Raw genomic sequence first — 26,615 nt, forward strand, 5'->3', positions numbered from 1 at the left:
TGAATTTATATTTCAAAATAATTAATCCGAACATACTCACCAAAGACAGCCACCCGATGAACAAGATACTTACAATTTTTATCTCGCGCATTATCACTATACACAAAAAGCTCGCTATCAAGCGCAAGATCATTTTTTTGCAACGCCTCGACCGTCCGTCGCGTATGCTCAGGGCGGTTATATACAAACAATACAATTGGCGCTAAATTATTCATCTTTTTGTGTTAATAAATACAACGCTCTTTGCACAACAAATCTATGAGAATCTATTTTTATATTATGCAACAAAAGCAAATTCCGTTCTACAATACTTTTTGTGGGAAAAAATGTTTTTCTTGCTATATTTGTAATTCCCTGAATAAATGTCACTTTCTGTAACATTCCATTCATGGCCTCTTCATAATAACCGCGATAGTATTTTTCAAAAAGGCACAGTGACGTAGTATCATTCAATCTTTCATATTCCGCACCAAGCAAAGAATTCAAATGATCCATATCATATACTACTTCATCCTCCTTTACTATACACAACTGACCATTACGTTTCTTGTGAAAGATAATATCAAAATCTTTTAGCCCATCTTTTTCAATGTCTAAAATCACACTGTAACTATCGTCACTTTTTTTCTCAAAACCATCCACATCAAAATAAAAATTTCCTAGACTGTAAAAGATCATGCTTTCGCCATATTTTTCATATCCCTGAGGCACGTGTGGATGATGACCGATCACGACATCCGCGCCAATGTCACAAAAACGCCTATATTGCTCACGCCACTCTTTGATAGGAAAATCGATATTCTCCACTCCTGCATGTGCCAACACAATGACAATGTCAACATTTTTTTTCAATTCTCGCACACAATCCTCCAGAGATCGATGCAATATCCACGCATATCCGCTACGACCCCTATCTTCATCCAAACATCCAAATTCATTTTCACATCCAGCGATCAGGCCTATTTTTACACCATTTGTCTCCACTACCTTGGGCTGATACGTCTGGGCAAAATCCCTACCACATCCAACATATTGTAACCCATGATCTTCCAACATTGACATTGTATGTGCCATGGCAATATCACCATAATCATAAATATGATTGTTTGCCAATGATACATAATCAAATCCATACTTTCGCAACTGCGGGATCATCTCTGGTGCTTGCACAAGATGCGGACCCGCTTTTTTTATGGGATGTGCTCCATCAGTTTTTATCGACGCCTCAAAATTACAGATTGCAATATCCGCATTTTCTACAACTTTTCGTATGTTATCATCCAAGAAATCTTTTGCATCAGTACTGACGATATCCCCACATGCAAATATTTTTACACCCACAGTTTTTGTTACTTAACAATTACGTATATGATTGCGTATCTTTTATGCCTTTTTCAATCGCTTTTACCACACAATAATCATACAATGCTCGTAAAAATTTGTTTTTTACTCCACACAATTGTAGCACGCCACGAATTTTTGGAACATGCAATAACTTATTCTGTAAAGACTGGTACAAATTCGTATTATCTAGTAATTTATTAATTTGCACAAGTCTGTTCTCATCTATGTATTTTTTCATTTTATCTGCATCAATTGGTTCAAATCGTGTCTTTCTTGCTACTTCATAATTCAAATCATTGTTTTTATCAGATTTTAAATCCATTTCTTCGAGATTGAGTCCAAAGCGCGCAAAAAAATCTTTTTCCCACACTCTATTTTTTCTCCGTTCATCAGATATATTCAAAGTTGCCTTTACGATATCAAAATTCAGGAATGGTGTCCAAACGGGCATGCCGAAATATTCAGGTATTTGTGTAAGATATGAGAGAAGAATCAACTTCACGCGCATTGCAAGAATTGATTTTATCTTATCATTTTTTAAATATTCACAATTCCTTTTATAATATTCTTTTTTCAATTTTTCATTACTCTGCAAATTCAGATATTTCAGATCCAAACTCATTCCATGCGCATACCCCAAATTAATAATATCGTGATAATTTTCTATTTCATCGAATTTACCTAATTCTGCCCACGCATCACCAATAATACCACTCAAAAAAGAAGACCCCGAGAAATCATGTCCTTTGGAAATATTTTTATAAAATTCTATATGATACATCCCATGAAGATGTGTGCTAAAGCCATATATTTTATACCATTTATCGATATATTTATGATACTCTTTTAATTCTATTTGCTCCCATTTCGTATTGTAGATCTCTGATATTTTTTTTGCATGCGCCACTTCATGACTTTGGCTCTGATCTTCACTAACGCCATAAGTAAAACTTCGTATCCTTTTTTTATCTTTAACGAGATGATTTAACATACGACTATCATACCCGCCAGAAGTTGGGATAACTATATCGCCAACAGTTACAGATTCAACATCGGTTATATATTTTTGCATGAGATCTATCACATCATTTTCATCTGACACATCTGCCAAAAAACTATCATCCAGAACAGGATCTTCTTTATATTCTATTTCTGCATGATCAGATATGGTCAACGTGGAATAATATCTCATGAATTTTACATCTGCAAAGATCGTTTGTTCAAAAACACTATATCCAAATTCACAAAAATTCGACAATCCCTCTTCATGAATTTTTTTATCTCTTAAACAAAAATTAGATAATGTGGAAACGATATTTTCTTTTTGGTTGTAAAATACCGGGATAGACCCCAACCAATCATTTTCAACGATAATATTATCGCCTTCAAAACTGATCAGAATATTTCTATCCAAAAGACCATCGTTTAAGGGAAATGACAAAGAATATTTGCCATTGATCTTATGTAGCTCAATATCTCCAATACCCCACAAATAGATATTATGATGACCATGTTTAACTACAATAGTTTTTATGCCAACATCAAAAAAATCAACTTCAGGTGATCTATTTTCTTTTGTAATGAGAAATCCTATTATTTTATTCATTATAAAGATCAACTAATAAAGATGTGTAGGAAATATTATTCTCTGTAAATTGTTTCCTTAAATGCCTTGGAACGCTCTGAATCATTTTTTCATATTCTTCATCATTATCTGTAAATCTACCTTTATAATTTTTTGAACATCGCGAGATATATCCATTTTCAAAATTAAGATCTGATGTATGAAAAACGCCATCTTTATCAAAATATTCAAGCCCTTTTATCTTGTAGCCACATCTCTCTGCAATTTGTTCAAGATCATCAATGCTGTAATGATATTTATGATCATCTGCACCAGGCTCAGTGCCATTTTTTCCAGTCAACTCACGCACATATATTGATGGGTGATATGCATCTGGCACGGCTATTCTAATTACACCATTTTTACTTAAATACTTTTTTGCAATTGAAAGAAAAAACAGAAAATCATCATATACCAAATGCTCTATCACATGCTCCAACAATATCTTGTCAATTTTTTTATCACCAAAAATAAAAGCAAAATCACGCTCTTGCGTAATATCAAGCTCATCAATATCTGTAGCGACCCACCCATCAAATTCAGTAAAGTTTGCCCCAGCAATCAATTTGATCGACGGGTTTTTTTGAATCATATATTTTAATATATTTTTTTTTATTTTATTCACAAATTGCATATAGATCCTCTTGTCCTAAATTATTAATATCATCATGCATCACTTCCGTTGCATCTAATTTATAGGTTTTGTATCTGTTTTTTGTGAGATAATCTATTACTTCACTTTTACTTTTTCCTTGCTTGTCTAATAATATTGGAGAATGTTCAAAAATAATCATTTTAATAGCATTAGATTGCAATTTCTTGCATGATCCTTGTAAAACATCATACTCCAATCCTTCCACATCAATTTTTAAAACATCTATTTCTTGAATCCCCTTTTCTTCACAAAATTGATCTAGCGTTATTGTTTTAACTTGCACGGATTTTTTAGCTTTCGCAATATGATTTTGATCAAGAGAATGATGCCCATACGAATCAAAAAGGTGAAATGTCGCTACGCCATTTTCATTTGAGACAGCTTGCTGAACTAACTCAACATTGCTAATATTATTCACCTCAATATTTTCATTAAATCTTTTTATGTTGTCCAAATCAGGTTCAAACGAGTAGACCTTCTCACAATGTCGTGCCATCCACATAGTTGTAATCCCGATATTTGCTCCAATATCTATTCCAATTTTTGATTTTTTGATTTTTTTATCCAATGCAATCATCATCGGAACAGCATCACAAGAGTTTTTTGTTGAAAAAATATATGCAAAATTATCTTTGAAATTTCTTTTTGCAAGTATCCCCATTCGATCTTTATGATAAAATTCTACATCATATTTTTTAAGTATATGCGAAAATATTTTGAATTCATATTTTTCAATTAGTTTCATTATTCTATTCATATTTTTTTAATTTTTTAGATATCTTCTTTTACTTAAAGCATACCCCCTTCTAAAAAGACTTGCAAAAAATAAGCTTTTTGATTGTGTGTAGAAATTAATCCTCGTTTTATTATAAATAACTAGTGAGATATATCCTGCAAATGCGTATGAAATTAGAGTTGCCCACGCCGCACCCTCTATTCCCATTTTTGGAATTAAAATATAATTCATAAATATATTTATGACTGCACCACTTGCAGTATTAATAAAAGAAAATATTTGCAGATTTTCCGTCACAAGCCACTTTCCACTTGCAACTCCCAAAACACAAAAACACCAGCCCAAATGTATATTGTAAGCACACCTGCAGCTTGTGCATACTCTGCGCCATAGAGAAAATTGATGATCCAGCCACTCAAAAACGTCATTGGAATGGCAATGGCAATCGCCATCCATACCATCATATCATATAATTTTTGCAATCGTGCATAATATTCCTCTTCATTTCTCTTTTTTGTCACGATAATCGCGGGAAAGACCGAAGCGGTTATGATTGTGGGGATAAAATACCACATTTCACTCAAATTGACCGCCACAGAATAGCTCCCGAGTGCCTCATAGCCCATCATATTACCAATCATCACCTGATCGATACGCATATAGATCATCACAGAAATCGCAGATAATATGAGTGGCCATGAATCTTTCAACAAATCCCTCGCCACACCACGGTCAAACACCCACTTGCTGACATGTTTCTTGTTCTTATAATATGCAAAAGCAAAACCAATCGCCACAAAGATCGATTCCAATAACCCGACACTCGCAAACCATACAAGTGACGCACCCGTCGAAACTAAGCAGATCTTGATCGCTGCACTGATCAAAACCGCGGCGCTGCGTGAATATACAACGTATTTTGACACAACCTGCGATTGAAACCAGAGATCGATCACATCCGCCGCTTGAAATACCAGGGTAAACGATACTGTTGCAGTTATGATCGTAATGAGGATATCCCCTTTCAACACATGCGCAGTGACGACAGCGAGCACGACCGCGAGCATGCCACCCCATAATTTGAGATAAAAAACTGTCCCGAGGAGTTTTTCTTTTTTGATCTTGCCCTCTACCAATTCCCTCACTGCAATTGCGTCAAGACCCAACTTGGAAAAAACGCTAAAAAAACCTACAAGTGCTCCGGCATAACTCAAGACACCATATTTTTCCGGTCCCAAATAACGGATGACCCACACGCCCACAAAAAAAGCCACTGCCATACGAATTGCCGTATCCAGAAAAAGCCAGTTCGCATTAGTGATGATCTTTCGGAGTTCGTGATGTGCGCGATACTCGTGCCATTTTTTTTGCAAAAAATTTTTCATGTAATTATATCTTATATACATCATTTTTTTTAGCCATTCTCTTTTCGTGCATTTTATCAAAATATAGGAGTGCAGCGATCAATAAAGTGCTTTTACAATATTTTTTGTATAAAATTTCATGCTCATTATTATGTCTTGTCAGAGTTGTTTGTGAATCTTCTCTCATATGAAAATTACATATAATTGTATCAATAAAACGAGAACGAACTTTATTTTTTGCTAAACGCAACCACATATCATAATCCATATTGCTACGCAAATTCTCATCAAATGTGCCGTAAACATCAAATACATCTTTTTTCAAAAAAACACTCTGATGCATCACATAATTCATCAGAAGCAAATACCAAAATCGTATTTTGTGATGGCTTTTTCCATTCAGTACAACAAGAGAGGTATTATTAATGGTATTGATGACATGTGCCTTTCCATAGATCCAATCAGGACTATCATTCTTCTGGATGAAATCACTCACATTTTTGAGCACATCATGATCATAAAAACTGTCGTCAGAATGCAAATGATTGATATATTGCCCGGAAGATCTTTCGATCCCCTCATTCATTGCATGTGATATGCCTCGCGGTTCAGATTGAAAGACCTTTACTCTGTCTGGATGCTTTTGCCGATATTTCTCTATGATCGCCATTGTGCCGTCAGTAGAAAACCCATCAATGAAAATATGTTCAAAATCTTCGTATGTCTGCGCTTCCACAGAATCGATATTTTCTTGCAAATATTTTGCACTGTTATATGTGCATGTAACAATTGAAAATCTCATAATTATACTTTATGAACGGATATCCTATTCAACAACGATTTAAATATTTTACTAAAAACCTACACTTTATACAAAGAAATTTTGTATAATAAAAATTTATACAATGTAGTAAAAAGTATAAGAAATTTTCTCACAAACCGATTTTTGACATACCTCTCGTAGAGAATCACATTTTCTGTATTTGCTCTCCCAATGGTGCTTTGCGCATCTTCTCTGATCGAAAAATTGCAAATAATCTCATTGATGAATTTTGCATGAACATTCTTTTGCGTCAATTTCAACCACAGATCGAGATCCATATAATTCTTGAGCGTTTCGTCAAAATATCCGTACTTTTCAAAGATTTGCTTTTTGATAAAAACGCTTTGATGTGGGATGTAGTTGCTCACCAACAAAAGCAACCAAAATCGCGATTTATCATAAAAATATCTTCGCGGCGGTATGATCGTTGTTTTTTTATTTGCAACATTTACTACTCTCGCTTTGCCATAGAGCCACAAAGGTTCATGATTTTTTTTGATGAAGTCATCTACTTTGCGCAATACGTGATCGTCATAAAAGCTATCATCAGAATGGAGATGGATCAGGTATTCTCCCGCAGACCGCTTGATCCCCTCATTCATTGCATGTGATATGCCTCGCGGTTCAGATTGAAAGACTTTGACTCTATCCGGATGTTTTTGCTGATATGTCTCTATGATCGCCATTGTGCCATCAGTGGAAAATCCATCGATAAAGATGTGTTCAAAATCTTCGTATGTCTGCGCTTCCACAGAATCGATATTTTCTTGCAAATATTTTGCACTGTTATATGTACATGTAATGACTGAAAATTTCATAAATCAAAAAATATCTTTTAATAATCTCCTATAACTCATTTCTTCGACGCAAAAAATCCCACACCGAAATTCTTAAACCATGTAGAAAAATCTTGCGCAACTCGTCTACGCTGGATATATCGCCTTTTTCTGCAAAGGGCCCGCATATTTTTTATCACATCCCAAAACCCGCGAAGGGTCACACATGCGAGATCGACAGCACTAACATTTTTTTGAAATCGTTTCACGACGCCTGTGCCTCGCATTGACAGCGTAAGCAGATATGGATACCTGATCACAGAAAGAAAAATCGCTTTCCAAAAAAAACATCCCGGATAATTTTTGATGATATTGTAAAAAAGATTTCTATTGGTATGAAACGCGATGAATTTGGAATACCCTCCGGATGTCGCATTTTTGTGATGATAAACAATTGATCGCGGATTATATTGACATTTCCACCCTCGCAATCGTGCACGCCAGCCCATGTCGAGATCTTCGAGATAATACGCATACTCCTCATCAAAGAACATCCCTTCCTGCTTGATGTCATTGAGCAGTCGTGTGCTAAAAAGCGCTGCCGCGCCCGCAGGACAGAACACCTCACATGCGTCATTTGCTTCGCTGGATGTTTTATCCATGAGCCGATTGATCGCCATCCCATCGGGCGTAATGACCAATCCGGCAGAATCGATCACGCTTTTATTTGCATACATCAAGATCTTTGGCGCGACCATCTCCACATGATCTTTTTTATCAACACGTGCGACCAGCTCAGTGATAAATGCCGGATCAACCTCCGTGTCATTGTTAAGCAAGATGATATTTTGCGCGCCATGGTCGATCGCTGTTTGGATGCCGACATTGTTTGCCTTGCAAAAACCGGCATTATATCCCATGTCGATCACAAGCACCTCGGGAAATGCGTTTTGCACCATTGCGATCGAACCGTCAGCAGATCCGTTGTCCACAACAAAAACCGCGTGCTCGCACGGCTGTGCGTTGCGCAATGACAGCAGACACTGTGCCAAAAGCTCCTTTCTATTATAGTTGACGATGACAATTGCGTTTTTCATGTGATAAATTTTTCTTGTGTAAAAAATGTGGTGATCTTTTTTTGCATTACCTGCAATGTATATTGTTCCGCCTCTTTGACCGCGCCACCCGACAGCGCTGTCAATTGCTCCTGAGAATCCGCACTGCACAAGACATCGCGCACTTTTTGATAGAGATCATCTTCATCTGCACACACATATCCGTTGACCCCGTTTTTGACAAGTTCCGCGGACGCATTGTCCGGATATGCGATCACAAAAACCGGTAAACCGCAGGTATTTGCTTCAGCGACTGTGATGCCAAATCCCTCGCGCTCCGATGGCTGAATCATCACTTTGGACGATTTGATCCGTGTGATGAGCGTAGCATAATCCTCGACAAAGTCCTCGAGATCGATATGATCTTCCAGTTTTTTCGTTTTGATCATATCACTGATGCGTTCTTTATCCGGTCCATTTCCGATGATGAGTGCGCGTACAGAGATATGCTGTGAAACAAATTGTTCCACAATATGCACGATATGCTCGACGCGCTTGTGTGCGATGATCCGTCCGTAGTAGATCATATCATATTTTTTTTCTTGTGCGGGCACACTGTTTATCGCCTCAGCATCGATATATGCCGGCGGGAGGATCGCAATGTCTTTTTTGCCATCGGGAAATGCATGTGCGATCTTCTCTTTTGTGAAGTGTGAGATCGCGAGGATGTGATCACATGCGCCATAACTCATCCGCTCCAAAAACACACCCATCCACCAATGATACGGATAATATTTTTGCCAATACCCTTTTCCCCAATATTCCGCCCAACTCCCTATGATAATGGGTTTTTTTGTTTTGAAAAATAGTGCTAGACGCGCAAAGAGCAATGGAAAATACGGGAAGACATTGATCAAAAGGATGTCCTCACGAGAGCGCAAAACCCAAAAGAATGTCTTGATACCGAGCCACAAGCTCGACAGCGTGTTTCTTTTGCCGTTTTTTTTGTAAATCGCCAATCGCGGACAAATACCCGCATATGTGACACCGTCCTTGATCATTGTCGAAGCGCCATCCCATTGCTTCATCGTGACGACCTTTACTGCATTGTGCTGTGACAACATCGTCGCGTAATCATAGATCATTTTTTCCTGCCCGCCAAAAAAATACGGATACACACTTTCTGTGATGAACGCGATCTTTTTCATAGTAAAATTATTTTATTCTGTTGAGCAAGACGACCAATTCATCATGCCGACGCTTGATCGAACTCAAGATCAGCCCTGCGATACCACTGATGAGCCCCGCGATAAAGAAAAACCCGGACACAATAAGCGACGGCACACGCGTCACGACCCCTGTTTCAAAATATTCTTTCGTGCCATACCACCCCAAGATGACACCAGCTGCAAAACAAAAACCCAACAAAGTCGTAAAAAATTGCAACGGTTTATAATCGCGAAAGAGCGAGACAAGCGTATACAGTGCGATCGTGCCGTCGCGCACGGCATTGATCTTGGAATGACTGCCGTCAGGCCGTGCATGCAGAGAGATCGGCAATTCTCTTACGATCATTCCTTTTTCGACTGCCTGAATCGTTAATTCCGGCTCGATAGAAAAACCTCCGGCGAGAAGTGCTGTCGAATTCATGAAACGCTTGTTCATCACGCGCAGACCTGACTGCATATCATTGAGATGCGTATAAAAAAACATGTTGAGCGCGATATTCAAAAATTTGTTCCCAAACCAATGACTCGTGCTAAACGCATCTCTGTTGGTCACTGTCATGCGATCTCCCACTGCCATGTCAGCGACATCTTTTACGATCAATTCTATCAACTGATGCACATCAGACGCTCGATACGTATCATCCCCATCCACAAGCACAAAGATATCTTCACGGAATTCCTCCAATGACCGCTGTACGGCATGTCCCTTCCCCTGTTTTTTCTCAAATACCACTTCAGCACCCGCCTCCAGAGCCTTTGCGTGTGTGTGATCGGTGGAATTATTGTCCACCACCAAAACACGCGCTTGTGGCAATTCTTTCCTGAAATCGCCAATGACCTTTTGAATTGTTTTTTCCTCGTTGTAACATGGGATGACAACGATGATCTTTTCATTCATATACTCTTTATTTTAACTTAAATACGGTAAAGTGCATACTCTCCCCCTTGTATTTTTCCGATTGCACATTATAGCGCTCTTCGATCAATTCCGGACTCAATGCGATCGTCCCGGTAAATACATCCGAATTGGAAAGGATGATCTTTGCTCCAAAATCATTTTTGATCGCGTTGATAACCTTCTCACTATTTTCTTTTTTAAACGCGTTGCGAGATTCTGCGTCCGTTCTTTTGACCATTAATTCATCAAACAATTCATCTTTGCACACCTTTGGCAATTCACAATAGTACTTATATGCAAAAATATTATAATATTTCCAGTACAACGACTCATCATATGCTTTGAGTGTCAACGGCTCAATGCCCATGGAATATTTATTGTGTGCATTTGTAAAAAACATCAAATTAAAATAACTCCAGTTATGCAAATACACCTTGTCACCATCATCAGAGTGCTCGTCGATCCACTGCGCCGCACGTTGCGCCGGACGATAATCAAATGTATTTGCTTCATTATAAATATGTGAAAAAGAATACGCACACATGGCAAGTACAACAACCCACACGCTACATTCAAAGCCCTTCCCTCCAAACGATCGTGGCGGGATCAATTGTGTGTCAAGTAATGCTGTAATGACAAAGCCCAGCAAAAGGACAAGTGCCGGTATGAAAAAATCAAAAAGTCGTCCCGTAAGAAAAAAGGATCCGCCCGCCATGCATAATGTAAAGATCATCAACGTGATCAACCAATGCATTTTACCTGCATGGAGCGCTTCATGCACATCAGCATCTTTTTCCCTAAATAAGTGATACATATATGCCACGGCCATCACACAAAAGATCATCGTAACCACGGTAACCGATTGTCCGAATGTATTCATCGTGAGATCCATCGTCGCCATTTCAATGCCGCCAAGTGATCCATGTGCTGATGCAGAACCACTTTGCTGGATCTTAAAAATCCATTGCAACCATCTAAACAATGACCCGGGAAAACCGGGAAAAAATGCCATGCCAAAAATAATCCCACCAAGCGCTGCCACAAAGACCTTTACATCAACCTTTTTTTCTACAAGATAACGAGAAAACTCCACCATGCCCACGATGATAAGTGGCATAAAATATGTGGATTGATGCCACAACACATGAATGAGTACGACAAAAAAGAGGGGAACGTACTTTCTATGAATTGCAAAACGCATCTCAAAAAAAACAAGTGCGATCATCAAGACAAGAGCCCTCCCGAGCAACATCCTCGACACAAAAAACGATGACCCCACAAGAAGCAATGTAAAAAAAAGCGGATGACGCACATGTTCTTTGCGCATCAAAAAATACATCAGTGCAATCACGACACCGCCATAAAACGCATCCAGAGCACGCAGTGCAAAAATCCAATCGTGGAAATATGTAAAAGGAATGAGCGACACTTGAAACAAACTCACGGCATAACGACTGCCACCATCTGAATGCGATAAAAGATAGATCCAATCGAAGTGATTGACAGCATTCAATCCCTCCGTCCGAAGCAGATATGCATACTTGAGATGAAAATAATGATCATCAAATATCGGATCCCCCTCGGCAAAAGCATAGATCGTCATCACAATAGCAAAGAACACGACAAAAAGAATCGTCGACGCAATGCGTGGACGACCCCAAATATTTTTCAAAAAAACCACACCCTGATCAATCGCTCGATGCATGACATGACGCCCTCGATCTTCAGTCACTGCCGTCGCATTCTTTTTTCGCTTTTTCCCCATACTGTTATTTTAACTTAAATACCGTAAATTCCATATATTTCCCTGCAAATTTCTCAGATTTTACATGAAATTGATCCTCGATCAGATCGGGATTCCGCTCGATCGTTTCACTAAACACGTCTGATCCCGATATGATAAATTGCGCGTCAAAATCATTTTTGATGGAAGTGATGATCTTGCGACTATTTTCTTTCTCCACTTGATCTTTTTTATCCTGACTCGCATCTTTGATGTTTTGCTTGAGTGCTGTAACGATATCGCCGCAATCACCCGGTTTATCACAATAATAATTATACCGAAACATATTATAATATTTCCAGTATAGTGCTTCATCATAGGATTTTAAACTCATCGGCTCAATACCGGTACTATAGACATTATGCGAGTTTTCAAAAAACATCAGTGGAAAATTTCCCCAATCCTGCAAAAAGACCTTGTCCCTTCCCGTTGAATGCTCTTGTACCCATTGCGCCGCTTGCCGGGCGGGTGAATAATCATATTGCTGGGCAAGCGCATAGATATTGATCCCTGTATTCAAAAAAAGTATACCACAATACAATCCTATGCCAAATTTTAGAAACGTACCGAAAGAGCGTTCCATCGTGACTTTTTCGGTCATACCGATAAATGTCACCAAGAACGCCACAAGGACAAATGCGATCGGAATAAAAAAATCAAAGACACGTCCACTCATCGTAATTGTGGCTGACATCATGCTGATCATCGATACAAAAAGCGCGTAGATCCAGATCACCTGTTTTTTGTCCGTTTTTTGCAAAAAAGAATCCCCGTGCTTTTTTTGTGTTACATAGATAAAAATAACGGCGATACTGCTAAGAACGATCAGGAGGAGGAGCATTTTTTCTTCGGCAAAGTAATTCATAAAATCCTTTGATGCCATTTCCCCACCGCCAATCGACTGTGCGTTGCCGGTCTGCACATCTGTCTGCGCAGTCGTTTGCAGACTGATAATATTACCCGCCCACAAAAATAGCGACTGCGGAAATCCCGGAAAAAATGCCATGCCCACAACCGTTGCAAGTGCCGTGGATGCAATATTTCTCAAAAACATCTTATGCTCCGTCAAATATCGCGCAATTTCCACAACACCGACAAAAAAGATCGGCATGAAATATGTGGATTGATGCCACAACACATGAAATATGCACACCAGGAACAATTGCTTATACTTCCTTTCAACCGCAAAATATAATTCCAAAAAGATCAATCCAACCGCCAAAACAAACGCGCGACCCAATAGCAATCGCTCGATGAAATACATGGAGCTAAATAATGCCACGATAAAAAAGAGAGGATATCGCACATGCGCTTTTCGCAAGACATAATAGATTAAAGCAAGTGCCGCACTGAGATAAAATGCATCCGCAATATACAACCCCAGCAACCAATCGTGAAAATATGTAAATGGAATCAGCGACACTTGAAATAACGTTGCCGCATAACGACTGCCACTATCAGAATGCGACAAAAGATAGATCCAATCAAAATGATTTACGGCGTTCAATCCTTCCGTTCGAAGCAGATATGCATACTTGAAGTGAAAATAATGATCATCCATGCGCGGATCACCCGCCGCATATGCATAGATCAACGATATACTCACAAATATCCCCAAAAATACGACGAAAGCTGCACTGAGAGGATGAAGACTCCAGTGCTTTTTTATACGATCCCACAACATAAATTTATCATTAAAGCATGTATCCTGCACCAAAAAACTCTATCTACTTGCTGTTTACCATAAACAGCAAGTAAGAACAATCTTTTTGTACTAACAACCTGCGAAAGTTGTCGATGTTTCTGTAACTGTTGCACTTGTACAACCACCTGCTTCATTTGCATTTGCTGTAACAGTAAGTCGGAATGTACCACCTGCACACTGGTTGCCAATGGCGATGCTGCTGATAACCGGTGAAGCTGGATATGTTGCCTGTACTGCCGGGCTACAAATTTCTGCACCTGAAGTAGTTTGCAATGCGCCACCCACCTGATCACAACACAAAATTGCTGCTGGAGCAATTGATGATGCTGATGATTTGAATGATGCTTGTTTTGCTTTATTACGTGCACTGTTCAACGATACCAAAACAATAGATGCCAAGATACCGATGATCGCGATCACGATCAAAAGTTCAATCAATGTAAAACCTTTTTTCATCTATATGTCACCTCCATTCTTTTTTTGTTTTTTTCTTTACTAAACTATTATACACCCGAATGTCAAAATATGTAACCCCTCCATCCACAACTTATACCCATGCCAGTTTTCAATGATCAATTATCAATTTTCAAAAAAATAATTTCTTGCGCTTTCAATTTCTACTCCCTACCACCTACTTACTACCACCTACTCCCTAGATCACAATTGTCCCGCAATATTATAGATCGGCAACAAAACAGCCATGACCAATACACCCACACCCAATCCCAAGATCACGATAAGGATCGGCTCAATGATCGACGAAAGATTGCGCGTGATCTGATCGACTTCCGAAGTATAAAATCGCGCAACATCTTCCAATATCTCGCTGAGACGACCAGTCTCCTCACCAATCTTGATCATGCTCGATACCATTGGTGGAAATTCATCGTGTTTGAAAAATTCCTTATTGATCTCACCGCCAACTTTGACATCCTGTGCTGATTTAAGGATGATGTTTTTGTACACGATATTGTCCACGACATCCGCCACAACGATGAGCGCACGCACAATCGGGATACCTCCCTTGAGGAGAACGGAGAGATTGTCCGCAAAGCGCGTGATATAGACATACTGGAATAATTGACCGACAACAGGGATGCGCAATTTGATCCGATCCCACTCCTTTTTACCCTCTTCAGAACGCGCGTAATAGATCATCGAAGCAACAATGCCCGCAATCACAATAAGAACGGCCCACCAATACGCTTGCATGAAATCCCCGATCTTGATCATTAATTGCGTGTACCATGGGATCTCTACATTCAATTCTTTGATCACTTGTGTCAACCGTGGCAAGATCCACGTCATCGTCAAAAATCCGATAACCCCGGCAACACTGATCACAAAGACCGGATACATCAAGGCACCGCGCACCTTGCTTTTTAATTGATAATTTTGTTCAGCACTTTGGGCGACAAATTCGATCGCCCCTTGCAAATTACCGGATAATTCACCCGCTCTGATCATATGGACAGCAAGCGTCGTGAACACATTTTCATGTTTTGCAAAACTTTCCGAAATCGACATACCATCCTCCACATCGGCGGCAACCTCGGTAATGACGAGTCGTAACTGGACATTTTGCGTCTGATTATGAATCGTGCGCAACGCAGGCGCGATTGGAATTTTTGCACCGACAAGTGTCGACAACTCACGATAAAAAAGCAAAAGATCCTTCTGCGAGATCGATGATGTCATTCTCTCCAAAGCGGCGGCCAGTGAGGTTCCCGGCTTGTATTCTTTCAATTCCAACGGGACGAGGTCATTCTTCTGTAATAATTGTGTCGCTGTTTCTCTGTCGATCGCCTCAATTTTTCCCCGCTTCACTTCACCCTCGCGCGTAGTTGCCTTAAATTTAAATTGCATAAAAAATAGTTTATAAAGTTAAAAGTTTGTAAAGTTTAAATTTTATAAAGTAAATAATAATTCATATTTGTAATAGCATAAGATTGTTATTGATTGAAAAGACTTTATGAGCTTTTCACTTTCGACTTTATAAACTGCTTATTTATTCTTCAATATGTATTTGCTCTCCCCGCCCCACAAGCATACGGACATAATCACGATTCTTGGCATATGTCATTGCATAATCCAATGAGATGTCGCCGGACTGCAACAATTGCGCAAGCGCTTTGTCCAGAGAGATCATCCCTTCTTTTGAGCTTGTTTCGATCACGGTGTCGATCTGATATGTTTTGTCTTCGCGGATGAGATTCTCGATCGCATGATTCTTGATCATGATCTCGCATGCCGGCACGCGACCGCCATTTGTATGTGGGATCAAGCGTTGTGACATGACACCGAGAAGCACATTTGCAAGTTGCGCGCGGATCTGATTTTGCTGATGTGACGGAAATGTATCCACAATACGATCGATCGTTTGTGCCGCATCATTGGTATGCAGTGTGGCAAAGATCAAATGTCCGGTTTCTGCAGCAGTGATCGCCGTGCCAATCGTTTCAAGATCACGCATCTCTCCAATCAATATCACATTGGTATCCTCACGCAATGCCGCACGCAGAGCACCGGAAAATGTTTGCGAATCCTGTCCGATCTCCCTTTGATTGATAATGCAGAGATCCTGCTCATACATATACTCGATCGGATCTTCGATGGTGATCACATGACTTTTCTTGTTGTGGTTGATATAATCCACAAGCGCGGCAAGCGTCGTTGACTTCCCATGTCCTACCGGACCCGTTACGAGAAAGAGTCCCTGCGAAAAATTTGCAAATTCATAAACCAATTGTGGCACACCCAATTCATCAAGCTGTCGAATATGACTATTGATCACACGCATGACAATGCCGACATGACCCCTCTGATAAAACACATTGGTACGAAATCGCACTTTTTCTTCCAAACTGTACGAAAAATCAATTTCACCACTTTCGAGAAATTTTTCCTTATGATGTGCATTCATGAAGTAGTCCGCAAACGCTTTTGTATCTTCCGGTAACAAAACGGCCTCTTGTTCAAGCGGGATCAGCTTTCCATCGATCCTAAGGGTTGGATGTCTTCCTACGGCAAAATGAAGATCTGACGCATTTTGTTGTGCACCCAATCGCAATAAATTTTTCAACCGTTGTTCTACGTGTAAAGAGCTCATAATCCGTATATATTTTTATTTTAATTTAAGACTTTCTGCAAACATCTCCTATGTCATGTATTTTTGCACCTTTGCCAAAACTTCCGATGGTGTAAAATGTGATTTGATCAAAAAATCTTTTGCACCAAGCGCCATGCCTCGATCCACATCTTCTTTTTGTGAAAGATTTGTCAGCAAAACGACAGGGATTTCCTTCCATTCCGGACGATGACTGATCGCCTCCAAAACATCAAAGCCATCCATATACGGCATGACAATGTCCAAAAGCATGATATTGGGTCGCGCGCCGGCCTCCAACTTTTCAATTGCATCACGACCGTTACTTGCCAAAATGACGTTATATCCCGCATCTTTCAGCTTTACCTCATAAATATCGCCAATGAACGCATCGTCTTCCGCGATCATGATGGTTTTTTTTGTTGTTTCTTCTTGTGTCATAGGTTTTCTTTATAATGAAATAAGATTTTATCAATGCGCGTGTTTTTTATCCTTTTGCATCTGATCCTCATCAGTGACTTCATCAAGTTTTCCGCCAATGCTCATATCCCCTTCCGTAACGCGTTCGAGCTCAGACAACGTTGTCAATCCAAGCAGTACTTTCAGTATACCATCTTGTTTCAAAGTAATAAATCCCTTATTGCGCGCTTGTCTTTCAACCTTGACGATATTACCTTCTTCTTCTACGATCAAATTTTGCATGTCATTATCCACTTCAATTGCTTCATAGAGAGCGAGGCGTCCTTTCAATCCCAATTCGCCACAGTTCTTGCACCCTTTCCCATGATAAAATTTGAACCCCTGTGATATATCCAATCCGTATTTTTTCATTTCCTCCTCGGATACACCTTCCAAATCACGTTTGATCTGCTCCACGATATTATCCGGCATATGCATTTCCTCTTTACAATCCGGACAAATGCTTCGCACCAGGCGCTGCGCAGCGATCACGCGCAAAGCGGATGCGATCAGAAACGGCTCAATGCCCAAATCAATAAGTCGTGGCAACGCACCAATGGCATTATTTGTATGCACCGTCGAAAAAACAAGATGTCCGGTAAGCGCAGCATGTACAGCGAGTTCTGCAGTTTCACCATCACGAATCTCACCTACCATGATCACATTTGGATCCTGACGGAGAATACTGCGCAAACCGCTTGCAAAAGAATATCCGATTTCCGGCTTGACCTGTGATTGGTTGATGCCCGGAACAAAATACTCTACGGGATCCTCCAATGTAATAATGTTTCGTTCCTCCCCATTGAGAATCTGCAAAAAAGCATACAATGTGGTGGATTTCCCCGATCCGGTCGGCCCTGTCATAAGGATCATGCCATACGGATCTTTGATGCGCTTCAAGAACATCTCATGCTGTGTGCCCATCATACCAAGTTCAATAAGATCAAATGTCTGACGATCCTTTTCCAAAACACGCATCACAATTTTTTCACCCTCAACAACAGGCAAACTGGATACACGAAAATCAATATCATTTCCCTGATCATTGATGCGAAACCGTCCATCTTGCGGCTTGCGTCTTTCATCAATTTTCAAATTAGAAAGGATCTTAATGCGAGAAATTACCGCTCTACCCACATCCTCAGGAAATGTCAGAGATGCATGCAAAATACCATCCTGTCGAAAACGCACACGATATGTTTTGTCAATTGGTTCAATATGAATGTCTGATGCCTTTCCATCCAACGCATGCTTGATAATCACATGCACAAGCTTTGCCACAGGCGCATCTTGGATACTTTCTCTCTCACCGATAACATTAAGTGAGTCTTTTTTCTCCTCATCTTCAATCTCAAAAGATTGCACCACATCTTCCACCGCTTTTTCGGCACTACCATACAACGCATAGAGTTTCTCCAACAATTCATCCCCGGCGAGATAGATCTCAATATTCATATGATCCTTCTGCGCAATAAATCGCAAAATATTCAACGCATTGACATCCTGTATATCTTTCATGGCGACGTGCAGTGTTTTGGTTTTTTTGTCACGATCAAAAATCGCAATTCTATTTTTCTTTGCGATATCTTCAGACAACATCTGAATTGATTCTCGATTTGCATTCGTCGGTATATCTACCAGCACTTTCACTCCCAATTCCTGTGCACGCGCGACAAGCTGATCACGCTCATCGTGATCCTTTTGCCCGACATCATCCTGCGTTTCGTTTTCGCCTTGTGTCATAATTCTGTAAAAAAATTATGGTAAAAATGGGTTTGGTCTGTTCGTCGACTGCGACACTAACGGATTTGTCTGTGCTGTTGCTTTCATCACAGTATCAATAGAATCAAAATCCGTCTTTTGATCAAATGTCGATGGATTGACTTGTGCCTGTCCAGGGATATAGCCATATGCAAAAGAGATCACACCACTGAGCATTTGTTCTTGTTGCATGTCCACTGCAGCTCCCCCTTCACTTTTTTCTTTCTCAACTTTTGTCAATTCAAGTGTCTTGAAAGCATATAACCGTTTGAGATGAAAAAGCTCGTATGAAAACTTCTTGAATTCCTCATATGTACCACTTGCGATCATTTTTCCTTCGATCAGGTATGCTTGTTGATCCGCAGCTGCAGAAGATCGTACATCTTGCCGTCCTTCAGAAAAACCGACAGAAAACAAACTCACACCGGACTTCTCCGCAAGTTGCGAAATATCACTAAGAATAATCTCCTCTCGTTGATCATTTGGCACAAAATCCATAACAAAACTCTTTTCTTCTGGATGACTCTTTACCGTATCCACAAAAGCATTCACATTCTTTTGTTTTTCTTGCGCCTTCGCAAGCATTTCCTTTTTTTGGACAACGGTCTTTTTTTCCGTAGAAATTGAACGCGATGTCGGTACAACCAGTGCAATCACAAAATAAAGCACTAGCAGTAAAATAACAGGAAACAGGAGCATTCTAATGATCATATTTTTATTTTATTAGTAAATATACATTATTGATTTAGCGTCGTGTCACTTGCCGTTGCATCGCTTTGCGACGGCAACAAAACCTCATTGTTAACATTGTCCGGCACCGCTGCCACAACATCATCATATGGCGACGCTGTGGATGGCTTTACATCCATCGTAAGCGTAAAGATGATCCGACCGAAATCATCACGGTCCGTTGTACCCACTTTTACATTTTCAAAATATTCACTCTTTTTGAAAACATCGATTTGTTGTGCCATGACATCGAATGTATCTGAATCCGCAGTGATCGTTACCTTTCCTTGTCCGGTAATTGTTGAGCTGACAGTTCCCACCGTCTTTTTTTCATGTGCGCCGGAATCATGTTGAAACGATTTCAAAACCACGCGAGGAATCATGATCCTCTCGATCTCTTGGAAAATATCATTTGTGTCATATCCGCGATATAATTCCTTATCCATAACGTGTGATCGCACAGCAAAGTCCGATGTTTCACCGGATAGTGATTTGACAATTTCATCATTGACAGCTGTAATTTCTCCATCCAAAACATCTGACTCGGAGCGCAATGAACTTTCCCATAATTTCAAAAGTCCATATGATGCAATAACTACAACAAGCACGCCGAAAGAAACAAGAAGCGCCCTCGAAATCGTTCTCTTACGCGGTGTCCCGCCTTGATCATCTTCAACTGCTGTATTTTTAAAACCAATTCCTGAAACCATATTTTTATTTTTAATGATTTAAAAAAATATATATAAAAATTTATACATCAATGCGATCCTTTTTCATCGATCCCTCGCAAAGCAAGTCCAATTGCGACAGAAAATGCCGAGGAAAGATCTTTGATTTTACCGGAAGTATTCTCATCATATACGACATGGCTTAGTGGATTACCCATTGTCACTTTTAATCCTGTAAGTTGCGCCATATACTCTGGCAACCCCACAAGAAGCGACCCACCCCCGCAAAGGACCAATGACTCTACAACATCGCTTTTTTGTGTATCCAAAACGCGTTTCACCTCATTTGCCACGAAATTCAATGACGGAAATCCCACCTTTGTTGCCCCCGTAAAAAAATTTTCTCCCCCCTCTTTCAAAACAACAGCACGTTCTCGTGTGATATTCAAGCTTTGCATGATCGCATTGGTCATATCAGATCCGCCAATATCAACACTGCGACTGATATGCACGATACCATTCTCTACCAAAACGATATTTGTCGTTTTCGCACCCATATCCACCAGAATGAAGCGCCCTTTTGTATTGCCGATAATTGCACGCGCAAGTGAAAAAGATTCCAGCTCCAACGAATCGATCACTACTGGTACATCTTTGAATAAACTGTCATAATATTGCACTTCACTCTTTGGCGCGGCAACAAGTAGCACCTTCATCGTTGGATTTTCTTTGTCTTTTTCGGTTTCTTCCTCATCCAAAACATCCCAGCTGACATTCACTTCATCCAATGATGCGGGAATATATTTTCGTGATTCAAATTTGATCGCAGAAGCAACATCTTTTTCACTCATGCGCGGGAAATCCACGATCATCACCAGACCATTGAAACTCGGAATTGCAACGATCGCCTTTCTTGCAGTTGGCTTCATCTGAGAAAATAGCTCCCGCAATGCATCACTCAAACGCTTCGCGTAATCATTATCATATGCATCGGGAACTTCTTTGATATTTGTCACGTTCACCCACCCATAATTCGTCAAATACGGCCTCCCCTTGGAAACCTTTAACTCCACAGCCTTGATTGACTGTGTTCCAAAATCCACCCCAAGATAATGTCCTGACCGTGAAGAAAACAATGACATAACTTTTTTTTATTTTATATTTTCATTATCTGTATTGTACCACAATATTTTACAAAACCGCAAACGACCTACACTACTTCTTCTGAGACAATCTCTTTTTTACGTGCATCATTTACCACTTTATGCACTTCTTTTGCAATTGTATCAAGGAGTTTTCTATTCGCTTTTAGCGTTGCTTTTGCTTGTTCTCTCCCGACGCCGAGTTTTTCCTCTTTATAACTATATGAATTGCCTTTTTTCGTAATAACCTCATATAATGATCCCACATCCAAAACGTCTCCTGTGAGAGAAATGCCTTCATTGTACATAATATCAAACTCTGCAACCTTAAATGGTGGAGCCACTTTGTTTTTTACAATCTTCACTTTGGTACGGTTACCCACAACATTATCACCTTTTTTGATTTGTGCCGATCGCCGTACATCCATACGCATCGACGCATAGAATTTGAGTGCATTGCCACCAGTCGTTGTCTCAGGATTACCAAACATCACACCAATCTTCATGCGGATCTGATTGATAAAGATCACCACACAATTTGATTTTGCGATGATCGGCGTTAGCTTGCGCATCGCTTGACTCATAAGTCGCGCTTGTCGTCCCATGTGTTGATCACCCATTTCCCCATCGATCTCTGCCTGTGGCGTCAAGGCTGCAACAGAGTCCACCACAATCACATCCACCACATCCGATCGCACCAATGTTTCCACAATATCCAACGCCTGCTCTCCGGCATCCGGCTGTGACACAAGAAGGTCATTGATCTTCACACCAATATTTTTTGCATATTCCGGGTCAAGTGCATGCTCTGCATCCACAAAAGCCGCCGTTCCGCCATCTCTCTGCGCATTCGCAACAATATGCAATGCAAGCGTCGTTTTACCTGATGACTCCGGTCCGTAGATCTCGATCACACGACCGCGTGGCACACCACCGATCCCCGTCGCAATATCCAGAGAAAGTGCACCCGTCGAGATCGCAGCGACATCAACGCGTGGCACATCACCCAATTTCATAAGCATGCCGTCTCCAAATTTTGTCCTAATCTCTTTCACAACCGCATCAATACTTTTATTCTCTTCAAGATTCTCCGCTTTCTTTTTTGCCATATATTTTGCAATAGAATGATTACGTCAACAATTATTCCTCCCCCACCTCCTTATAATGCACTATATCATACCTTTCATTGTACTAAAAACACTCGCAATTGTCATCTTTTTTCTGAATCGTCATTATCATCTTTTGGGATATTGTCACAACGTGTATCCTTGTCATATACACGATCTTTGATGCTCTCATTACCCTCGCCAAGCGGTATGAAATTTTCACCATCACAACTCACAAGCGTTCCTCCTCCGTTATCAGTGGTGATCATGATCTCTTTTGCTGCATGAAATTCTTTATTGTCACCCATAACAATTGTGCCATTATACACATTTGTGCCATCAGCAAGAACACTGACCGTAATTGTTTCTTTTTTTGTTTGTACAAAAAGTCGCACGTCTTTTTCCGGCTCCTCGATCACATACTGCGCATCGACGATCACATCCATTGCACTTTCCTTATCAAATTTATTGGCACTTTTTACATGAATGATATTCACTCCTTGCAACAAACCTACGCTCTCTGTAAATGATCCGTCCATACCGACAAATACCTGTTGTCCGTTTATAAAAACTCGCGAGTTATTGCGTGTTTTACCCTGCACCACGATAGAATCTTGTGTCACAACACTGTTTTGCGCAGGAGATTCTACAATAAGCCACGGAGAGGATATGAAATTATCAACGCCAAAATACAAATACACTCCGATTGATCCCAGTATCAAAAACCCTACCCCTACCATGATCACGCGCGGAGTGAACACAAAACGTGGCACATACGGCAATTTGTTTACCGTTTCCTCCTCATCTTTACTGTTAATGTTGTTGTATACGCTATATTCTCGTTCAAAAAGATTGAGAAGCACGTGCTCAGTCACACCAAAGAATCGCGCGTACGAACGTACAAATCCTTTTACATACACCTTCGTCGGCAATTTATTATATTGTCCTTTTTCCAATGCTTCAATATAAGAATCCTTCACATTGATCTTGTGCGAAAGATCATACACACGCATATGACGCTCCTCCCGCAATTGCCGCAACTTCTCGCCGAGTGTCAGTGATTTTACCTTTTTCCGTACAAAACTTTTTTCAATCATAACGCATCATCAAAATTATCAACTCGTTCTGAATTTCTCCTTCCTTATATATTCTTACTGTACTGGATAATACGCCTTTTGTACAAGTTTATACGTCTTCGTCCATGTGCACCTCCACATTATCATTATGATTGTCAGTCAAAACCCGCCGTCCGCGCGATCCTTCCGCAGGACCGACCACACCATTGCTTTCCAACTCATCTATCAATCGCGCAGCACGCGAATATCCGATACGCAACCGCCGCTGAATATATGATGTTGACGCTTTACCTGTCTGAATAACCAACTCTTTTACCTCCGCATAAAGCGGGTCATCCGACTCCATAGAAGATCCTCGATTGAGATCAAGGGTCATCGCACCGCCGGAGACCTTGCCGCTACTACCCTCTGCCATAAAATCCTCATCAATTGCATATGCACCGACACTCTGCGCTTGTCTCTTAATGAAGTTTACCACTCTTCTTACCTCTTCCTCCTCTACAAAGGCGCTTTGTAAGCGATGTGGTGTGGAGCTTTGCGGACTGATAAAAAGCAGATCGCCATTACCCACCAACTTCTCCGCTCCCGGCACATCAATAATTGTACGTGAATCGATATTTGTCGCAACTTTGAGAGCGATTCGCGCAGGCAAATTTGCTTTGATGAGTCCCGTGATTACTTCAACACTTGGTCGTTGCGTAGAAATCACCAAATGAATACCTACTGCGCGTGATTTTTGTGCCAAACGAACGATCACACCTTCCACTTCTTTGCCGTGTGATGACATCAGGTCCGACAATTCATCAATGACGATCACAATTGCAGGAAGATTTTCCATTTCTTCTTCACACCGCTGTCCCGTCTCAGGATCGACGAAAGACCGCACACCTCCCGTTTCTCTCTTTTGTCCATATGATGCGAGATCGCGCGATCCTGTTTCTTCCAACAATTTATAGCGTCGCTCCATTTCAGAAACTGCCCATTTCAATGCATTGATCACTTTGCTGTTATCCACGATCACATCAGCCAAAAGATGCGGAATGCCATTATACAAAGTCAGTTCAACATGCTTTGGATCCACCAAGATCAATCGTAGATCATCCGGCGAATTCTTGTAGAGAAGCGATAATAAAATACAATTGATTGTCACGGATTTCCCGGACCCTGTCGTACCTGCGACAAGAAGATGTGGCATCTTACTGAGATTCTCAAAAACATAATCACCATTTACATCCTCCCCCAAGGCAAGAAGTAATTTCTTGTTTGGGTTGGAAAATTCATCAGTATTCAATAAATCACGCATACGCACGGTTGCCGGCGATTTATTTGGCACTTCGATCCCTACAAATGATTTGCCCGGAATTGGCGCCTCGATACGAATTGGATGTGCGGCAAGCGCAAGCGCGAGATCGGCATTGAGTGCTGTGATGCGCGAAAGTTTCACACCACTCTGCGGACGAAAGCTGTATTGCGTCACTGTCGGACCGGTGACAATATCATCCAACTCCATCGTAATTCCAAAATTGGCGAATGTTTCTTCAATGCGCGCAGCTCTCTGTTTTACATCACCACATTGTGCTTTTTCCCCGCCCTTTTTCAACAACTTGAGTGGTGGCAATTCCCAATCCACATCGCGTGGCAACGTCCTCACGTGCTCGATCATTTTTTGCTCGACGATCTCCTGCGCTTTTTGATGTGCTGACCCGACAAAAACAGGTGCACTGACCGCTGATCGCTCTTGTACATTTTGATATTCTTCATCATCAAAATCCGTATCATCAAGATCATCCTCGCTCGTATAATCATCCGATATGATTTCCGCTTGGCTCTCTTCCGGATCCATTGCTTCATTGTCATCATCTGCTGACTCATCATCTTTTTTCTTTCGCCAAAACATCCATGTATGTTCGGGTTTACTGATAGATACGCGATCACTCATGCCGACAAAAGACATGTTGAACGCCACAATGAGTCCGACAAGAATCACTGCAATAAGTACAACCGTTCCCGCAATTTTACCCATAAATGCCACCAAGAGATGCGCAAGTATATATCCCACATAACCACCACCTACGCCTTCCTGCGCCATCTTTGCATAGTGGCTTTGTTCAAAAGGCAACAAGTGAAGAAGGGCAAGAAAACCCCAAAACGCAAAAGAAATTCCGATGATCTTTGTCACATAAAATTGTGTATCAACTTTCTTGCGCAATAATATAAATCCGGCAAAAGCAAAAACAAACGGCGCAATATACTTTCCCCATCCAAAAATTTTTCCGACGCCAGCCGTCATTTTTGCACCCGCAATGCCCGCCGCATTAAAAAATCCCAAGATAAAAAGTAAAGCCACAACGAAAAGAACAATCGCCGCGATCGATCGTTTCGCATGACCGCTGAGCTGTAATGACACAAAGTCTTCCCCATCCCCCTCATATTCTCCTTCTTCTTTTTCTTTTTTTGATCGCATAAACATGTGAGATCATTACCCCATTAAAAATCATATTTCATTTTAACACAAAAAAGACTTTTTCTACAATAAAAGCCGGCGCGTACCAGCCCCGGCTTGTGTAATAGACCAT

At 40.5% G+C, this 26,615-nt stretch carries 24 protein-coding genes; all 24 read right to left on the reverse strand.

The window, feature by feature from the left end; all coding sequences use genetic code 11:
- Nucleotides 1–5 precede the first annotated feature (5 nt).
- The 24 genes from WC819_02705 to WC819_02820 all read right to left on the reverse strand — a co-directional run bounded on the left by WC819_02705 (nt 6) and on the right by WC819_02820 (nt 26,503).
- On the reverse strand, nt 6–215 hold the full coding sequence (locus WC819_02705) for a hypothetical protein (protein ID MFA5986232.1): 210 nt from the start codon (nt 213–215) through the stop codon (nt 6–8).
- Entirely contained in the window at nt 208–1,341 is a 1,134-nt protein-coding gene (locus WC819_02710) for a CapA family protein (GenBank protein MFA5986233.1), read from the reverse strand. The genes WC819_02705 and WC819_02710 overlap by 8 nt, the downstream gene beginning before the upstream one ends.
- Nucleotides 1,342–1,360: 19 nt before the next feature.
- On the reverse strand, nt 1,361–2,950 hold the full coding sequence (locus tag WC819_02715; GenBank protein MFA5986234.1) for a hypothetical protein: 1,590 nt from the start codon (nt 2,948–2,950) through the stop codon (nt 1,361–1,363).
- Nucleotides 2,943–3,602, reverse strand: a complete 660-nt coding sequence (locus WC819_02720) for a hypothetical protein (protein ID MFA5986235.1) — start codon at nt 3,600–3,602, stop codon at nt 2,943–2,945. The genes WC819_02715 and WC819_02720 overlap by 8 nt, the downstream gene beginning before the upstream one ends.
- On the reverse strand, nt 3,586–4,380 hold the full coding sequence (locus WC819_02725; protein MFA5986236.1) for an FkbM family methyltransferase: 795 nt from the start codon (nt 4,378–4,380) through the stop codon (nt 3,586–3,588). The genes WC819_02720 and WC819_02725 overlap by 17 nt, the downstream gene beginning before the upstream one ends.
- A 272-nt stretch (nt 4,381–4,652) precedes the next feature.
- On the reverse strand, nt 4,653–5,744 hold the full coding sequence (locus WC819_02730; protein MFA5986237.1) for a flippase: 1,092 nt from the start codon (nt 5,742–5,744) through the stop codon (nt 4,653–4,655).
- Nucleotides 5,745–5,748: 4 nt separating this feature from the next.
- On the reverse strand, nt 5,749–6,525 hold the full coding sequence (locus WC819_02735) for a glycosyltransferase family 2 protein (GenBank protein ID MFA5986238.1): 777 nt from the start codon (nt 6,523–6,525) through the stop codon (nt 5,749–5,751).
- Nucleotides 6,526–6,584: 59 nt separating this feature from the next.
- The gene (locus WC819_02740) at nt 6,585–7,364 is read right to left on the reverse strand and encodes a glycosyltransferase family 2 protein (protein ID MFA5986239.1); all 780 of its coding nucleotides are present in this window, start codon (nt 7,362–7,364) and stop codon (nt 6,585–6,587) included.
- Between the two features lie 35 nt (nt 7,365–7,399).
- Nucleotides 7,400–8,419, reverse strand: coding sequence for a glycosyltransferase family 2 protein (locus tag WC819_02745; protein ID MFA5986240.1), 1,020 nt, complete (start codon nt 8,417–8,419; stop codon nt 7,400–7,402).
- Nucleotides 8,416–9,585 carry a glycosyltransferase family 4 protein gene (locus tag WC819_02750; protein ID MFA5986241.1) on the reverse strand — a complete coding sequence of 390 codons (1,170 nt, stop codon included), beginning with the start codon at nt 9,583–9,585 and terminating at the stop codon, nt 8,416–8,418. Before WC819_02750 ends, WC819_02745 begins: the two co-directional genes overlap by 4 nt.
- A 7-nt stretch (nt 9,586–9,592) precedes the next feature.
- Complete coding sequence (locus WC819_02755) at nt 9,593–10,504, reverse strand: glycosyltransferase family 2 protein (GenBank protein MFA5986242.1); 912 nt, start codon at nt 10,502–10,504, stop codon at nt 9,593–9,595.
- A 7-nt stretch (nt 10,505–10,511) separates the two neighbouring features.
- Complete coding sequence (locus WC819_02760; GenBank protein ID MFA5986243.1) at nt 10,512–12,269, reverse strand: hypothetical protein; 1,758 nt, start codon at nt 12,267–12,269, stop codon at nt 10,512–10,514.
- 4 nt (nt 12,270–12,273) lie between these two features.
- Nucleotides 12,274–13,971 carry a hypothetical protein gene (locus WC819_02765; protein ID MFA5986244.1) on the reverse strand — a complete coding sequence of 566 codons (1,698 nt, stop codon included), beginning with the start codon at nt 13,969–13,971 and terminating at the stop codon, nt 12,274–12,276.
- Between the two features lie 90 nt (nt 13,972–14,061).
- Complete coding sequence (locus WC819_02770; GenBank protein MFA5986245.1) at nt 14,062–14,448, reverse strand: type II secretion system protein; 387 nt, start codon at nt 14,446–14,448, stop codon at nt 14,062–14,064.
- Between the two features lie 201 nt (nt 14,449–14,649).
- A complete protein-coding gene (locus WC819_02775; protein ID MFA5986246.1) occupies nt 14,650–15,858 on the reverse strand; it encodes a type II secretion system F family protein in 1,209 nt (402 codons plus the stop codon).
- Nucleotides 15,859–16,000: 142 nt separating this feature from the next.
- Entirely contained in the window at nt 16,001–17,101 is a 1,101-nt protein-coding gene (locus WC819_02780; GenBank protein MFA5986247.1) for a type IV pilus twitching motility protein PilT, read from the reverse strand.
- Nucleotides 17,102–17,149: 48 nt separating this feature from the next.
- On the reverse strand, nt 17,150–17,539 hold the full coding sequence (locus WC819_02785) for a response regulator (protein ID MFA5986248.1): 390 nt from the start codon (nt 17,537–17,539) through the stop codon (nt 17,150–17,152).
- Between the two features lie 30 nt (nt 17,540–17,569).
- The gene (locus WC819_02790) at nt 17,570–19,300 is read right to left on the reverse strand and encodes a GspE/PulE family protein (GenBank protein ID MFA5986249.1); all 1,731 of its coding nucleotides are present in this window, start codon (nt 19,298–19,300) and stop codon (nt 17,570–17,572) included.
- Between the two features lie 15 nt (nt 19,301–19,315).
- Complete coding sequence (gene pilO / locus WC819_02795; GenBank protein MFA5986250.1) at nt 19,316–20,029, reverse strand: type 4a pilus biogenesis protein PilO; 714 nt, start codon at nt 20,027–20,029, stop codon at nt 19,316–19,318.
- Nucleotides 20,030–20,055: 26 nt separating this feature from the next.
- Nucleotides 20,056–20,757 (reverse strand): hypothetical protein, encoded by a 702-nt coding sequence (locus tag WC819_02800; protein MFA5986251.1) that lies wholly within the window; start codon nt 20,755–20,757, stop codon nt 20,056–20,058.
- Between the two features lie 47 nt (nt 20,758–20,804).
- A complete protein-coding gene (gene pilM / locus WC819_02805; protein MFA5986252.1) occupies nt 20,805–21,857 on the reverse strand; it encodes a type IV pilus assembly protein PilM in 1,053 nt (350 codons plus the stop codon).
- 68 nt (nt 21,858–21,925) lie between these two features.
- Complete coding sequence (gene recA / locus WC819_02810; GenBank protein MFA5986253.1) at nt 21,926–22,966, reverse strand: recombinase RecA; 1,041 nt, start codon at nt 22,964–22,966, stop codon at nt 21,926–21,928.
- Nucleotides 22,967–23,067: 101 nt separating this feature from the next.
- Nucleotides 23,068–24,060 carry a helix-turn-helix domain-containing protein gene (locus WC819_02815; GenBank protein ID MFA5986254.1) on the reverse strand — a complete coding sequence of 331 codons (993 nt, stop codon included), beginning with the start codon at nt 24,058–24,060 and terminating at the stop codon, nt 23,068–23,070.
- A gap of 88 nt (nt 24,061–24,148) precedes the next feature.
- On the reverse strand, nt 24,149–26,503 hold the full coding sequence (locus tag WC819_02820) for a DNA translocase FtsK 4TM domain-containing protein (protein MFA5986255.1): 2,355 nt from the start codon (nt 26,501–26,503) through the stop codon (nt 24,149–24,151).
- Between the last annotated feature and the right edge of the window lie 112 nt (nt 26,504–26,615).

Source organism: Parcubacteria group bacterium (genome assembly GCA_041660065.1).
GTDB lineage: Bacteria > Patescibacteriota > Minisyncoccia > Moranbacterales.